The organism is Pontibacter ruber, assembly GCF_023630205.1.
GTDB lineage: Bacteria > Bacteroidota > Bacteroidia > Cytophagales > Hymenobacteraceae > Pontibacter > Pontibacter ruber.
This window is the reverse complement of the sequence record NZ_JALPRR010000003.1, coordinates 346,786-362,013: the sequence shown is the minus strand read 5'-3', so window position 1 is coordinate 362,013 and position 15,228 is coordinate 346,786. Positions and strand designations below refer to the sequence as shown.

Below are 15,228 nucleotides of genomic sequence, written 5' to 3'. Positions count from 1 at the left end.
TTTGTGTACCTTTGCAGTTCCGGAGAACCGGATTGCTATCAGCACAAGTACTGCCCTGGCAGAATTATTGCTAAGCCTGATCCGGTTGCGGAGGCCCGATAGAATGCAATATTTCTGGATCGGGCAGCCAGGAGAAGTATATGACAGGCAGCCGTTTCTTCGTTCCGTATTTCGCAACAGATAGTTAAAACACCAGTACACCACTTTCAGCAAACCTTTTGAAGCTTTTGATAAAAAGAATTGCCCACATACTTTCAGCTGTTCTCAGATTTATACTTGAAGAATTGATCTACCCGGTCGGCAGACTCCTGCGCGTATGGTTTACCCGCTTTTACTTCCGGCAAAAACCTAAGCTGAGCCGCGCCTACTGGCGGCAGCAATGGACCGCAGCCCGAAAAGATAACCGACGCAGCACCGGAGCAACCGCTCTGCTGTTTTTATTTAGAGGCGCTTACAGGCTCGGGCTGGCCCTGCTCCTGCTGCTCACGCTGTTTTACCTGGCCATATACATGGGGGTGTTTGGCAGCGTGCCCTCGCGCGCAGAGCTGAAGGCGCGTCAGAACCACACCGCTTCTGAAGTATATTCTGCCGACGGCGTACTGCTGGGGCGCTACTACATACAGGACCGTACCAAGGTGGAGTACGACGACATTGCCCCTACGGTGATCGATGCGCTGATCGCTACCGAAGATGCAAGATTTTATGAGCATAGCGGTATCGATACCAAAAGCCTTTTCCGGGTGTTTTTTAAAACCCTGCTGCTGCAGGAAGAAAGCTCCGGTGGCGGCAGCACCCTGAGTCAGCAGCTGGCAAAAAACCTATATCCAAGGAAAGAATACCGGCTGCTGAGCACACCCATCAACAAGCTACGGGAGTTTATCATTGCCCACCGCCTGGAAAGCATCTACTCGAAGCAGGAGATATTGGAGCTCTACCTGAACACCGTGCCGATGGGCGGCAACCTGTACGGCATCGAACGCAGTGCCCGCCGCTTCTTCAACACCTCCGCCGACTCCATAAAAACAGAAGAAGCAGCCGTGTTGATCGGGATGCTGAAAGCCACCACGACCTATAACCCGCGCCTGGACCTGGAACGCTCCAAGCAAAGGCGGAATGTGGTACTGGGCCAGATGGCCAAGTATAAATTTCTGTCGCGCAACGAGGTCGACTCGCTGAAGAATTTACCGCTGAAGCTGCGCTACCGCTACGAGACCCACAACGACGGACTGGCTCCCTACTTCCGGGAGCAGCTGCGCCTGGAGCTGGCAAAATGGGCAGCCACCCAGAAAAAAGAGAACGGCGAGCCCTACAACCTGTATACCGATGGGCTGAAGATCTATACTACCATTGACGCCGGCATGCAGGCTCACGCTGAAAAAGCAGTGCGGCGGCGGATGGCGCAGCTGCAAAGCCAGTTCGATGAGCACTGGAGAGGCCGTACTCCGTGGGGCAACGATGCCAGTGTGATCCAGGATGCCATGCTGCGCTCCGACAGGTATAAAAAAGCAAAAGCAGCCGGCAAATCAGACGAGGAGATCCGCGAGATGTTCCGGCAACCATTGCAGATGAACGTGTTCAGCTGGCGGGGCAACAGTAAAAAAGACATGAGCCCCCGCGATTCGCTGCGCTACTACCAGCGCTTTCTGAATACCGGCCTGGTCTCGGTTGAGCCTGGCACCGGGTATGTGCGTGCCTGGGTGGGCGGTATCAACCATGCCGTGTTCAAGTATGACCACGTGCGGTCCAGGCGCCAGGTAGGCTCTACCTTTAAGCCTTTCGTGTATGCGGCTGCCCTGGAACGAGGGATTGCTCCCTGCACCTACTTCCCGAACCAACGCATGACCTACCCTGAGTATGAGAACTGGTCGCCACAAAACGTAAACGAGCAGTACGGCGGCGAATACTCCATGCGCGGCGCCCTGGCTCATTCCGTGAACACCATCTCCGCCCAGGTAATCATGCAGGCAGGCATAGACCGGACCGTGAACCTGGCGCACCGACTGGGCATTCAAAGTAACCTGCCAAAGGTGCCGGCGCTGGCCCTGGGCGTAGCCGATGTTTCGCTTTATGAAATGGTGAGTGCCTATGCCACTTTTGCCAATAACGGACGGCACGTTAAGCCGGTCTACATCACAAAAATCACCGACAGGAATGGCAAGATACTGCGGCAGCACCAGCCCGGCAGGAATGTGCTGCGTGCCATGTCGTCGAAGAACGCTGCCATTATGCTGCAACTCATGCAGGGCGTGGTGGAAGAAGGCAGTGCTGCCCGCCTTCGCTCTGAGTTCGGCCTGCAGATGGACATTGCAGGCAAAACCGGTACCACCCAGGACCACGCCGATGGTTGGTTTATTGGCATTACGCCCGGCCTGGTAACGGGCGTTTGGGTGGGCGCCGAAAGCCCGCTGGTGCGCTTCCGTACCCTGGAACTGGGCTCGGGCTCGCGCACTGCACTGCCGGTGTGGGGCGATTATATGGCACGCCTTGTCCGCGACCGTGCGTATGCCGACATACGGAACAGCCGCTTTCGACAATTGCCTCCGGAACTACAGGCCAGCCTTGCCTGCCAGTCCTTTATCGAAGAGCAGCCCGAACCTGACAACAACATACTGGACCGTCTGCTGGAGCGGCTTTCGCATAAACGGGGCAGAAGCTACGAGGAATGGAAAGACCAGGCCAAGAACCGCAGAAAGCAGGAAAAAGAAATGCGGAAAGAACGCCGCAAACGCTGGTGGGGTAGAGATTAACAGAGCAGACCACTGCCTGGTCCGATCACCTCTGCCACCCTGCTGTTCCCGCTATACTTCCATACTGCAGCAAAGTATGAACAACTGAAGCTAAGCGCGCAGCAAGTGCTTTCCGCCCTGAACAGGAAGAAGATACGCAATCCCCTAAATCAGGTCAAAGGCACGGGCATACTGCGTGAGCTCATAGAACGAGGAGGTTCCCAGTTTGGATTTAATGTTGCGCCGGTGCGTTTCTACGGTGGCGTTGGAGATGAAAAGTTCATCGGCAGTTTCCGAAGCGCTTTTGCCAAGGGCCAGCAGGCGCAATATTTCCTGCTCCCGCTCCGATAGCTTGCTGAACTTGTAGTAGTTCTTCCTAAGGAAATTGTTCTCATCCAGCAGCCTGTTCACCTTTGCAGTAACATGGTTTAGCGGATCGATGGGATAGGCCATGGTAATTGTCAGCAGGGGCTGCCCGTCATCATCCTGCATCAGGATTTTGGTCGTACTGAAGTGCCAGGACCACGGCAGTTCTTCTGAAGCCCGTACCTGCTGGAAAAAAGAAACGATCTCCTGAGTATCATTTCGCGTGATCATGTTCATGATCTTGGGCACATAATCCGCAGCGTCTTCCTGGTTAAAAAAGCGGGTGTGGTAATCAGGGCCCATCTTTTGTATTTCCTCCAAGGTAAAACCCAGTTGTTGTTCACCCCGGGGCGAGATATACTCTACCTGTAGCTGTTTTTGCAGGTTGTGGATGATGATCACGCCGGGAAGGTCATCGGAAACGGAGGCTATTTCGGCAATCTTTCGCTGCATCAGTTGCTCCAGGCTTCCGTCAGCGTTTGTACTAACATTTTTCATAGTTGTAGATCACACAGAATAAATAGAGAAAAACTAATGTATTGGCTCAAATTCGGTTTACCAAACTATTCTTTCTTTTTTTAGTGAAAGTATTTACACCAGCTTCCTCCTTATAGTTTCTCCAATAGTTAAGCGACTTTCTCACCTTTTTCCCTCCTCTTTCAAACCTCTCCTTTTACAGCTGTTCGTCTGATTACCCCGGGCGTTTGCGGATAAAATCTGCAGGTTAATATAATACCCGGACTCAATAAGCAACAGTACCTTGCATTACAAAGTACTATACAATACTTTTGCTTCATCATTACACGCAAACAAAATAAACCTATGAAAAAAATGTACTACCTCTTTGTTTTGCTCCTGCTGGCTGCAACTTCTGCTAAGAGCTATGCTCAGCCAGCAGGTATGCTAACCGGCACCGTTACCGATGAAAAGAATGCCGGTGTGGGCTTTGTGAATGTGGCAGTAGTAAATACTGCAGGCAGTGTTGTAACCGGAGCTATTGCAGACCTGGAGGGTAGCTTTCAGATCATATCTCCGGCGCAGGGAACTTACTCTCTGAAGATCACCGGGCTTGGCTACCAGACGCTTCAGACCCAGCCATTTGAAGTGACCGGCAGCAACTTTACAAAAGACTTTGGCAGGCTGCAGCTTAAGGCCGATGTTAAGACCCTGAAAGAGGTAACGGTTCAGGCCATGCGCCCTACCATTACCACAGAACCGGACAAGATGGTAGTAAGCGTCGAAGGCACGGCACTTGCCTCCGGCAGCACGGCCTACGAAGTGCTCGAGAAAGCTCCGGGCGTGTGGATTGACCAGGACGGTAACATCCGGCTGAACGGTAAGGATGGCGTACAGATCATGATCGATGGCAAGAAAACATACTTATCGGGCAAGGAATTGCAGAACCTGCTGCAGGGCATGGCGGCCGAAAACCTGAAAGACCTTGAGATCATCACCAATCCGTCAGCGCGTTACGAAGCGGAAGGTTCTTCGGGCATCATCAACATCAACCTGAAGAAAAACCAGGTAGTGGGCATGAGCGGCAGCGTGTACGGCGGCTACCAGTACAACAGGCTAAGCACGTATACTTCAGGAGCCGAACTGAACCACAAAAATGGCAAATGGAACACCTCTGCCTCGTTGGACCTTGCCCGACGCATGCGCTTCCGTGATATGCAGATGAACCGCGTGTTCGTGAACGAGGACGGGAACAGCTCCATTGACCAGGATGGCTATGAGGAAATAAAGCATTTTGCCCCTGCCCTGCGCCTGAGCAGCGACTATGACCTGAACAAGCAGCACAGCGTGGGCGTAATGGCAAACCTGCAATACAATGCCTCCGAAAACCGGTTCTCAACAGACTCCTACCTGCGCCGGCCAAATACTGCAGACAACCAGTATATCCGCTCTGTGAACGATGCCGACAGCGAATTCCAAAATGGCAACTTCAACCTGCACTACGTTGGCAAGCTCGACACGCTGGGCACCAACCTGTCTGCCGACCTGGATTACGTAAAGATTTCCGACCGCACTGATTTCGAGTTTCTGAACCTGCGCACAAGTATAAATGCAGATGCCCCAACCCTGACCGAACTACTGACCAGCCACAACCCGACAGCGTATGATATTTATTCTGCCAAGGTTGATTTTACGAAAGTGTTGAGTAAGGTGAGCAAGCTGGAACTGGGTGCAAAGGCCAGCCATGTGGTATCGGATAACGAGCTGAAGTTTTACGAGGTAACTGAAACAGGCAAGCAACTGGACGACAAGCGAAGCAGCCACTTTATCTATAACGAAAACATTTACGCGGCTTATGCAAACCTATCAACCAAGCTGGGTACTACCTGGAGCCTGACTGCCGGACTGCGCGCTGAGCAAACCAATACCCGTGGCAACTCCATCTCTAAAAACAAAATAACGGACAGAGATTACCTGGACCTTTTCCCGAGTGTGTTTTTGCAGCAGCAGGTAAACGAGAATTACCAGATCGGTTACAAGTATAGCCGACGCATCAACCGGCCTTACTACGAGCACCTGAACCCGTTCATCTTCTACATCGACAAGTATACCACAGCCCAGGGCAACCCATACCTGAAGCCGTCTTACACCAACGCTTTTGAGCTGACACAGACACTGAAGAAAAGCTATAACCTGGTACTGGGCTACAACCTTACCACCGATTTTATAGCCGAAGTACCTTTCTACAACAGTAAGGAAAATATTACGGTCTTCATGCAGTCGAACGTTGATAAGTATACTAACTTAACTGCTAATCTGGTTGCCCCTGTGCGTATCTCCGGCAAATGGGAAATGAACAACAATGCTACGTTAGCTTACCAGCGTTTTTCGCTTAACCTAAACGAAAGCACAGTCTTAAATGACCAGATCTTCTTTACCGTGCAGTCGAACCAGAACATCCAGTTGCCAAAGGACATTCGCATGGAAGTATCTGCCAGCTACCAGGGGCCAGCAGTTTATGGCCTGTATACTTTGAAGAGCATGTGGGGCGTGGATGCCGGCTTTAAGCGCTCTTTCCTGAACGATAAGCTAACGCTGAGCATGAATGTGACAGACATTTTCAAGACCCGTGTCATGAAGATCAACACATCGCTGGACGGCAATACCAATGCCATAGACCAGTACCACGGCGCACAGAGCGTTCGCCTGAACCTGCGCTACCGCTTCAACAAAGGCAAGGAGTTTGAGGCCAAGAAACGTAACAACAGCCTCGATGAACTGAACCGTACCGGAAACTAGCAGCACACCTGTTACCGCCTCGTGCTTGACGGCAAACTGCAGGTTTTCTAAAGTATAAAAGCCCCGAATTTTGGGTCTTTTATACTTTAGAAGCTTAAATCAGAAACCTTATACTTACAGAAGGGCTTTCGGCAGCTTATTTTTTTATATCATTTAACAAAGTAAATACACCCGATTATAGCTTTTTAATTGCACTTTAACTTTGATAATAAAAAATTTAACAATTAAATAAACATTTTTTCCTTTCCTTGTGTAGTAGATGTATAAAAATCAAATAGCATGAATAACGGAATTGTAAAGTTCTTTAATAGCGAAAAAGGATTCGGTTTTATTAAAGACGAGAGCTCAAATCAGGAGTACTTTGTACACGTAACAGGATTGATCGACGAGATCAGAGAAAACGACAGAGTTACTTTTGAACTTAAGGAAGGTAAAAAAGGGCTTAATGCCGTAAATGTAAAACGCGCATAGCCTTTCTAAAGCATAAAAAAAGCCCCGGAGTTCCGGGGCTTTTTTTATGCTTTGCAGCTACGTTATCTATCACTCAACTCGCTACAGGCAGAAATAGCTGTTCATCTCCTGCCTTCCGAAGGCTCCTGTTCCAACTCTCCGGGCAAAGCTTAACTGCTGTACCGATCATTACGATCTACCTGCGCCAGTTCGGTCAGGAGATTGGCTATATTAAGTGCGGCAGCTTCCAGGAAAGCTTTTCCTTTTTCCTTTGTGGCAGCTTTGGGATTCCCGATGCCGGTATCTTCCGACACCATCGACCATTTGCGCTCCGACCAGGCCCAGCCCTCGCGTATGCCAGTGATCCTTGATTTCTTCTCCTTTCCTTCACCGGCCTCTTCCAAAGGCAACACCAGGTCTGGCCGCAGATGCAGCAGCAGGCTGGTTTCCATTTCATCGGCATGGTCGCCGGCTGCCTCGAAATACTTTTTGCGGTCTGCCGCCTGGAACCAGGTGCAGGCAACCAGCAGCATATCCGGGTAACGCAGGCCCAACTCACGCAGCATTGGTTTAAAATCATTGCCTCCGTGGCTGTTAAGCACCAGCAGCTTGTGTATGCCCTGGCGGTTGAGCACCTCTATCAGGTCGTTGAGGATGGCCAGTTGCGTGCTTGGGTTCAGGTTCATGCAAAGCCTTATATCGGACTGGCCGGTATTAACGCCAAACGGTATAGTAGGCAGCACCATCACCCGGGTTCCGTTCTCCCAGGCAATCCGGGCCGATTCTGCCGCGATGGCGTCTGCCTCAATTACATCTGTGGCATAGGGCATGTGGTAATTGTGCGCTTCGGTAGCGCCCCAGGGCAACACAGCTACATCGATCTGTTGGTCTTTAACAGCTTTCCAGTTTGTTTCGGCAAGTATATAGGGTCTCATAATTAGTCGGTTTGGTTTGATACAAGTATAGGCTTTTAGGCCGGGAGGCACAACATTCCATCGCATTAACTCATAGGCTCGGTTTTACATTAATTGTGGCAGGTTTTGTTAAAACACCTTCCTCATTCATACTTTGATATATTAGAATATTACAAACATGTTTATTCTGTTTTCATGAATAAACGACCACAGCACACAAATAATAAAACCACGACTGGATTATTACCATCAAAACCCAAAAATTTTCGTTAAACAGGTATGAACCTAAAATTGCACCAGAATACCTTTAGAAGAGTAAAATGAATACTTCGGAAAGCCATGTTGCGGATGTAATTCTGAAGGCACTGCTTGCCGAAGGCGGAAGTATAGCTTCTTATAAACTGAAGGCGCTGGCAATCAGCCACCACATCGATGTGTTCCTGCTAACCAAAACGCAGCAGCAGCTCATCGACCTGGGCTTTATCCGGAAAGGTGCCAGCGATACGGGCAAAGGCAGGCACCTGCTCCACCTTACCAGCATCGGCCAGCAAGCAGCCTCTACCAGCCTGCTTGATTTCCTGCAGTCCAATGATCAGGAAAAATAGCGCTGCACAGCAACACTCGGGCTAGCCGCAATCTACAGAATTACGCACCTGAAACAGCAACAATTGAATTTTGGGAAACCGGTAATGTAGGCGGGATATAAAAGGTAAGGCCCCGACCGTTCACCTTCGGGGCCTTACTTATCACAAACAAAATTTGCTAAAGGGTTCTGCTATATATACGCTCACCTATATAATAATGTTGTAAAAAACGGTGCAATTTTTTTCAGGAATTTCCGGTAAACCGCTGCCGGTTGTTTCTCAGGCATTTCCTTATAGGCTACCTGCATTTGTAAGTATAGGTATACGTGTTTGATCTGCCATCGAGGAAGGTCCTGACTACCTGCAGGGGATAACCGTGCTCGTTGTAGGTATAGGTGTTGCTGTACGATTTGCTTTCGAGTACGGCCCCTCCGGCATCCCTGGCAGTTACCTGGGTTATGTTGTGGTCATGCGGATAGCCAGGTTCTACCAGTATTTTCTGGTATTTCACGTTATTGGCCTGCGGGTGCCGCTTCTCGTCGAAGTGCAGCTCCAGGGTACGGGTTTTAGTACCTGATGCGCTGTACTCCTCTATAAGAGCCGCTGCGTAGCTGCCGTAGTTATACTTGCGGGTGCCGGTAAGTTTGTAGTCTTTGTAGAACTGCTGCTCTGCCAGTACATACGACGGAGTATACTTGTAAATTTCATGTGCATCTATCAGCAGGTTATTCAGCGGGTAGTAAGGCCGCTCGTTGCGCCGTAACGGCAGCAGGTCGTACGACATGTGGTCGATGGTTACATAGTCTTTTATGCTATCCGACAGGGAATGATCTCTTCTTTCTATCACATTCAGCATGTCTTTCCCACGGCCTAGGTATATATCGAAGTGGTGCACCGTATCGGTACGGGTAAAATATTCCCGCATAGACAATTCGCCGTACCGGTCGGTTCGGTCATAATAGAAGATCTCGTTCACGCCATCGTCGCCTGCAGAAGTGATGCTGACCGGAAAACCAAGGATTTCAGGCGTTTGGGTGGGTGCCGGCGCCGGCTCAGGAGAATGCTTACAGGCTACCAGTAAAAGCAGGCAGACCAGGAAAAAGTGTAAAGGTGTTTTCATGCAGTAGGTGGCTAAGCACAAAAGATAAGGGTTTCTGTCCAAATTATGACACTCTGCCTGCTGCTCCCTGCTAAAGTATGATCTGGCATGTTTGCCGGGGACAGTGCTGGGTGAAACTTGCAAACTCTTACGCTACATCCTAAGTATGAACTAGAAAAAAACAGCTATGAAACAGGACCGACAACTGCGCGAACACTTGGTAAAGCTGCTGCGGGGAGGGCAGGCTTTCCGTCCGCTGGCAGAATTGCTGGAAGGCATAACGGTGCAGGAAGCAGGCCGGCAAGTTAATGGCTTGCCCTACACGATTTGGCAATTGCTGGAACACCTGCGCTTTGCCCAGCACGATATCCTGGACTTTAGCCGCAACCCCAAGTACCAGGAACCTGCCTGGCCCGACGATTACTGGCCTGCTGATACTGCTCCTGCCGATCAGGCTACGCTGGAAAATACACTTAAAATTATTGCTGCGGAGCTGGAAGAAATGGTGCAACTGGTACAGAATACAACCAACGATCTTTATGCCCTAATACCGCACGGTACCGGACAAACGCTGCTGCGCGAGGCCATGTTGGTGGCCGAGCACAACGCCTACCACCTGGGCCAGATCGTTACACTCAGAAGGTTAGCAGGGCACTGGGAGTAAGCGCGTTAAACATTTTTTAATAAGCTGAAAATCAATATCCTTATACACAAAAAAGTCTCAATCACATTGAACCTGGCGCCGGTGGCCAATGTTTTATAGATGGCTAAAGTTGAAAAGTTAGTCAAGTATTCCGATTTATACTTTTCAATAGGAAGGGCTTCTGTGGCGGGGGCCCTTCTACTTTTTTCAGGCATTTTGTTTTAATATCCGCTGTATACTTCAGCACCCTGCATTTTAAACCACCCGCTGACAGCCAGGCGATAAAAAAAACCCGCCAAAGTATGACGGGCTCCTCATGGATCTATACGTTAGTTCATTCGCTAAAAACCTCCCAGATCGGTTGTGCCCCGATCTGAATTGTGGGAGGAGCTGCCTCCGAAACCGCTGCCCATTCCGCCGCCATACGTGCCACCTCCCATAGAGCCATAGCCTCCGTAATTGCCCGAGGAGGTTCCATACGTATAGTTGCCGGACGAGCCGCCCCGGTTGCCACTGATGTAGCCGGTACCGCCGCCGTAGTTTGCGCCCCCGTAAGAGCTTCCCATGCCGGTACCGTAATTATCTGCAAAAGTCTGCAGGCCGTAGTTAGGTACCCCGCGGTTAGAGTTCGGGAACGATTCGCCCATGCCGCTGCCGTAACCTGTGCTGCTGTACCTGCTTTCGCCATAGTAAGCCTGGTCTTCCTGCATGTTGCCTCCGCGCTGGTCTCTGTTCAGGGTGTTGTACCTGTCAGAGATACCATCGAAACTCGAAATGCCGTAACCCTGGCGGATGTCACCCATGGTGCGGTTGCTGCCCCGGAAGCTTTCGTCGTAGTTCATGTCGCGGGTGTAGCCGGGGCTGTGGTAGGTATCGCGGCGCTCGTACCTGTCTTCCGGCTGGTAACGGGGCCTGTGCTGTTGCTGGTACTCCCTTTCAAAATTGTCTTGCATACCGCGCGCAGGCCTGTAGTGGCGCTCGTCGCGGTAGCTGTTTTCGTGTCCGTAGTTGCCGTTTTCATAACGTTCCCGCTCGTATCTTCTCATAGCATAAACGTTAGTTAATAATGAATTAACTTTTTATAACGTGAGCGGTGGCCGGTAGTTTACTTTGTTACAGCCTGAGGGGTACATGCCTTGTGCGATGCATGCGGCGGTGAGTGCAGCCTGAACTGAACCAAAGCGGTAGCTTAACTCCTACAAGCGGAAAGCAGGAAATCAGCACCCGAAAAAAATTAAAATATTTTTAGCCATACCGTAACATTGGGTAAATAGCCTCCGTATAAACAAACGGCTAAAAGTTGAAAAGTTACTTACTTGATAATTACTTTTCAAAATATGGAAGGGCTTCTTGGCGGAGGCCCTTCTTCTTTTTTATACCTGCCTAACTTCCTACATCTGCCATATCTGAATTACCAGGTTTGCGCTGCCAGCCGGTCTTTATCTGTAAGCTTTGCACTTCCTTGTTCATTCAAAAGATCTACCTTTATACAACATGGTGGCAAAACCTGCTAACCAGTAAGCTGATTCCATACTATTTACCACCTGCCTGCTGCACGTTATACTCCATTTTACCAGCCACACGGTGCAACTGCCTGTTCAAATTGCTGCCATCCCTTAGTTTATACTTACCTGCACAACAAGGTTTGCTACCACGTGTACAATATAAATATCAGTTTAAACTATACTTATACTATCATGGCAAACCAGATCACTTCCAGAACTTACCAGGTACACAACCTTGATGTACATGTAAGCGAGCGACAAGGCAAAGAGCCGGCTATTGTACTGCTGCATGGGGTATCGATGTCGAAGCAGGTGTGGCAGAAGCAGTTGGAGAGCGAGGCATTACAGGACCACCACATGATCTCGATCGAGCTGCCGGGGCACGGGGAATCGGGGTGGTCGGGGGCGCCTGCCGATGATTATACCTTACCTGGTTATGCCCACCTGCTGACAGAGCTGTTGCCCCAGGTAATCCATGAGCCCTATGTTATTGCCGGGTACTCGATGGGCGGCAACATTGCGGTAGAAGCGCTGCCGACCTTGCGCGGCTGCATCGGGCTGATGGTGGTGAACACGGCCATAGCAGATGGCAAGCCTGCCGACATTACGAAAGCCTTTAATCAAAAACGCGCCGGTGTGCTGGGAACGATATTGAAGGAACAGGCCGATGACGATGAGCTACGGTACTATGCCCGGTCTTTCTTCGCGAAGAAGAACAAAGAAATGCCGAACACGCTGGCAACTGATTTTAAGAACACAGACCCCAAAGCCAGATCCATACTTGCCCAGAGCGTAGCCGACGGCAACCACGAAGATGAACTGGCCCTGTTGAAGCACGCTGCCGTGCCGGTAGCACTGGTAACCGGAAAGAAAGACCGCCTGGGCGACCGCGACTACCTCAAGAACCTGGACATACCCAAGTGGCGTGGAGAAACCATCATTATACCCCGGGCAGGGCACATACCGCAGCTGGAAAACAGCGAGGATTTCGACGCTACCCTGCTTGCTTTTGTGGAACACTGCCAGCGTGTAAGTCAGGAGCAGGTAGCCTGATAACTCCGGTAAGTATAAGACACGTGGATCTTGCCAAATATAAGTTCTATAGCAGAAGTTATCACCTCACCGTAGCCCTCTCAAGAGGGGAATTTCTGCCATAGGTATTTTCCAAGTAATACTTTCATAGTTGCTGAGGTCCATCCACACCTGATCCCTCCTTGACTAAGGAGGGAAATTCTGTTATTGTTATACTACAAAGTATAAGTTTCATGATTACTGTTTCACCTCACCCTAACCCTCTCCTCAAGGAGAGGGGGATTTGGCTGTTGCTATACTTCAAAGTATAAGTTCTATAGTTCACACTCCCGCTGAGCAAGGGCTGGCTCTAAACGACCTCCCATTCATAATTCATAATTCAAATTATACAAGATCTACATCACATGTCCGGATACGGCGCGGTATTCCCGCTCGGCACGTTCTTTTATGCCCAGCAACATGCGGCGCTCCATCACAAAGTGGATGGGGTCAAAGAACAGGAAATCTGTGATGCGCTTGAGGGTGCTGCGCCGCTGTCCGTGCGAACGCACCAGCAGGCGGGTCGTGTGGGCATCAAGCGGTTGCAGTACAAAGGCTCCCCAGCCCTGCAACACCAGGTGCCGGTATGGCTCCAGGGCAGCTACAGGCAACAGCGTAATGTCGCCGTATACCTTTTTCGAGCCAAGCCGTACTTTGTCGCCTGCCTTCAGGTCCTGCCACTCCGGCACCAATTGGTTGGTGTTGTGTATGCCTGCCAGCACCAGGTTCTCCAGCCAGGTATAGCTGTAAAAACCGGCACGGTCCTGCCCTATCTGCACCAGCCAGGGCCATACTGCCTCCACCGGTGCCTGTATTGTAATGGCATGATGGGCAGAAGGATGATGCATCAGTTCGTCGCCGGGAAGGGGTTGTTTTACTTCTGCTTCGGTGGCACCCCAGCGCAGATACCAGGGCCGCAACGCAGCCACTGCCAGCGCATACACCCCTATAACAGCAATCGTTGTTACAGCCGGGGAAAGTGATCGTTTTTTCATAGCTCAGATCTTAACTGCTTTTCTGTAATCCATACCAGGTCAGGTATACTCCGGAAAGCTTTGTGATTTAGATGACATAAATAATTGCAAGGGCGAATGTAGTACGATCGTTACTTTGTACCACTTGAAGAAAAGCATAGCCGAAGCTCTTGTAAATGTGGTGTCTGGCACTCTATATTTATACCTTACCCTCAGCTATTTGTTACCGTAAAAGTACACGCTGCCGCTTTGCTCCGGCCCCTGCATGAAAACACTGACCCGCACCATCTGGATACTTTCGCTGGTAAGCCTGTTTACGGACCTGGCCAGTGAGATGCTATACCCGGTGATGCCGATTTACCTGAAGCACATCGGCTTCTCGGTTGTACTGATCGGGGTACTGGAGGGAGTGGCCGAGGCTACGGCCGGACTCAGCAAAGGCTATTTTGGCAAGCAATCGGACCTGGCAGGCAAACGGGTGCCCTTTGTGCGGCTGGGGTATGCGCTCAGTGCCATTTCCAAACCCATGCTTGCCCTGTTTACCAACGCCTACTGGATCTTCCTGGCCCGCACCACCGACCGCCTGGGCAAAGGCATTCGGACCGGCGCACGCGACGCACTGCTTTCCGACGAGACTACCGCTAAAAAGAAAGGGCGTGTGTTCGGCTTCCACCGCTCCATGGATACCCTGGGGGCTGTACTGGGTCCTGCGGCGGCGCTCGTTTATCTATACTATTACCCGGAGCAGTACCGCACGTTGTTCCTGATCGCTTTTGTACCGGGGCTGCTGGCCATCCTGCTTACCTGGCTGTTGAAAGACAAACCGGTTGCGCCACGCGTCAGGTCCGTTGCGCCTTTCTGGGCCTTCCTCGGGTACTGGAAAAACAGCCCCCTGCCCTACCGCTATCTCACCGGCGGTCTGCTGTTCTTTGCACTCTTTAACAGTTCGGATGTATTTCTGTTGCTGAAGTTAAAAGAGAGCGGCATGAGCGATACCTGGCTGATCGGGATCTACATCTTTTACAACCTGGTGTATGCGCTCTGTTCTTACCCCTTGGGTATACTGGCCGATAAAGTAGGGCTGAAGCCTGTTTTCCTGGGTGGCCTGCTGCTGTTTGCCGTGGTGTATGCCGGCATGGCCTGGAGCAGCGATGTGGCAGTTTTCGGTTTGCTGTTCCTGCTATACGGCATGTATGCGGCAGCTACGGAAGGCATCGCCAAAGCCTGGATCACGAACATCGCCCGGCGCGAAGATACGGCCACCGCCATTGGTACCTATACTGCTTTTCAGAGCATCTGCACGCTCCTGGCCAGCAGTCTGACCGGTTACATCTGGTATGCTTTCGGAGCTCCCGCCGCCTTTATCACATCCGCTGCCGCTGCGCTGGTTGTGCTGCTTTTCCTCTTCCGCTACAGCAGCGACAGCCACCAGCAGGAGGTTGCCTAGCAGCGTTTCTTTTTCCAACCAGGCTCACCGAGCTGTTTTCCGATAGTAAGATTCCTATAGAGTACGCAAGGCAACGGACACTGTAAAGCGGTACCCGTGCCATACATGCGTTTGTTCACAGCCATGCTCGATAGTTTGGAATAGCATTGGCTGTAAACTAAAAAGTACAGGTGCCTGCTCTTAAGCACAGGTCT

Annotated in this window: 12 protein-coding genes; 7 read left to right on the top strand and 5 right to left on the bottom strand. The window is 50.8% G+C overall.

Annotated features, from left to right (window positions below; translation table 11 throughout):
* The first annotated feature begins 227 nt into the window (after positions 1 to 227).
* Entirely contained in the window at positions 228 to 2,747 is a 2,520-nt protein-coding gene (locus MJ611_RS13410) for a transglycosylase domain-containing protein (protein WP_250430328.1), read from the top strand.
* A gap of 144 nt (positions 2,748 to 2,891) precedes the next feature.
* Here the strand turns inward: MJ611_RS13410 and MJ611_RS13405 are convergent, their stop codons facing one another.
* Entirely contained in the window at positions 2,892 to 3,590 is a 699-nt protein-coding gene (locus MJ611_RS13405; RefSeq protein ID WP_250430327.1) for a response regulator transcription factor, read from the bottom strand.
* A gap of 324 nt (positions 3,591 to 3,914) precedes the next feature.
* Here MJ611_RS13405 and MJ611_RS13400 point away from each other — a divergent pair, with 324 nt between their 5' ends.
* Entirely contained in the window at positions 3,915 to 6,347 is a 2,433-nt protein-coding gene (locus MJ611_RS13400; protein WP_250430326.1) for an outer membrane beta-barrel protein, read from the top strand.
* Positions 6,348 to 6,626: 279 nt separating this feature from the next.
* A complete protein-coding gene (locus MJ611_RS13395) occupies positions 6,627 to 6,818 on the top strand; it encodes a cold-shock protein (protein WP_250430325.1) in 192 nt (63 codons plus the stop codon).
* Between the two features lie 149 nt (positions 6,819 to 6,967).
* Here the strand turns inward: MJ611_RS13395 and MJ611_RS13390 are convergent, their stop codons facing one another.
* Entirely contained in the window at positions 6,968 to 7,732 is a 765-nt protein-coding gene (locus MJ611_RS13390) for a creatininase family protein (protein WP_250430324.1), read from the bottom strand.
* Between the two features lie 299 nt (positions 7,733 to 8,031).
* On the opposite strand from MJ611_RS13390, the gene MJ611_RS13385 reads away from it, so the two are divergent.
* Positions 8,032 to 8,316 (top strand): hypothetical protein, encoded by a 285-nt coding sequence (locus MJ611_RS13385; RefSeq protein WP_250430323.1) that lies wholly within the window; start codon positions 8,032 to 8,034, stop codon positions 8,314 to 8,316.
* Between the two features lie 277 nt (positions 8,317 to 8,593).
* On the opposite strand, the gene MJ611_RS13380 is transcribed toward MJ611_RS13385, so the two are convergent.
* Positions 8,594 to 9,415: a hypothetical protein gene (locus MJ611_RS13380; RefSeq protein ID WP_250430322.1), complete on the bottom strand. Its 822-nt coding sequence runs from the start codon at positions 9,413 to 9,415 to the stop codon at positions 8,594 to 8,596.
* A gap of 166 nt (positions 9,416 to 9,581) precedes the next feature.
* On the opposite strand from MJ611_RS13380, the gene MJ611_RS13375 reads away from it, so the two are divergent.
* Positions 9,582 to 10,058, top strand: a complete 477-nt coding sequence (locus tag MJ611_RS13375) for a DinB family protein (RefSeq protein WP_250430321.1) — start codon at positions 9,582 to 9,584, stop codon at positions 10,056 to 10,058.
* A 320-nt stretch (positions 10,059 to 10,378) separates the two neighbouring features.
* On the opposite strand, the gene MJ611_RS13370 is transcribed toward MJ611_RS13375, so the two are convergent.
* Entirely contained in the window at positions 10,379 to 11,083 is a 705-nt protein-coding gene (locus tag MJ611_RS13370; RefSeq protein ID WP_250430320.1) for a hypothetical protein, read from the bottom strand.
* Between the two features lie 651 nt (positions 11,084 to 11,734).
* On the opposite strand from MJ611_RS13370, the gene MJ611_RS13365 reads away from it, so the two are divergent.
* Positions 11,735 to 12,595 (top strand): alpha/beta fold hydrolase, encoded by an 861-nt coding sequence (locus MJ611_RS13365; RefSeq protein ID WP_250430319.1) that lies wholly within the window; start codon positions 11,735 to 11,737, stop codon positions 12,593 to 12,595.
* 374 nt (positions 12,596 to 12,969) lie between these two features.
* Here MJ611_RS13365 and MJ611_RS13360 read toward each other — a convergent pair whose 3' ends face one another.
* Entirely contained in the window at positions 12,970 to 13,608 is a 639-nt protein-coding gene (locus MJ611_RS13360; RefSeq protein WP_250430318.1) for a hypothetical protein, read from the bottom strand.
* 244 nt (positions 13,609 to 13,852) lie between these two features.
* On the opposite strand from MJ611_RS13360, the gene MJ611_RS13355 reads away from it, so the two are divergent.
* Positions 13,853 to 15,034 carry an MFS transporter gene (locus MJ611_RS13355; protein WP_250430317.1) on the top strand — a complete coding sequence of 394 codons (1,182 nt, stop codon included), beginning with the start codon at positions 13,853 to 13,855 and terminating at the stop codon, positions 15,032 to 15,034.
* Positions 15,035 to 15,228: the final 194 nt, after the last annotated feature.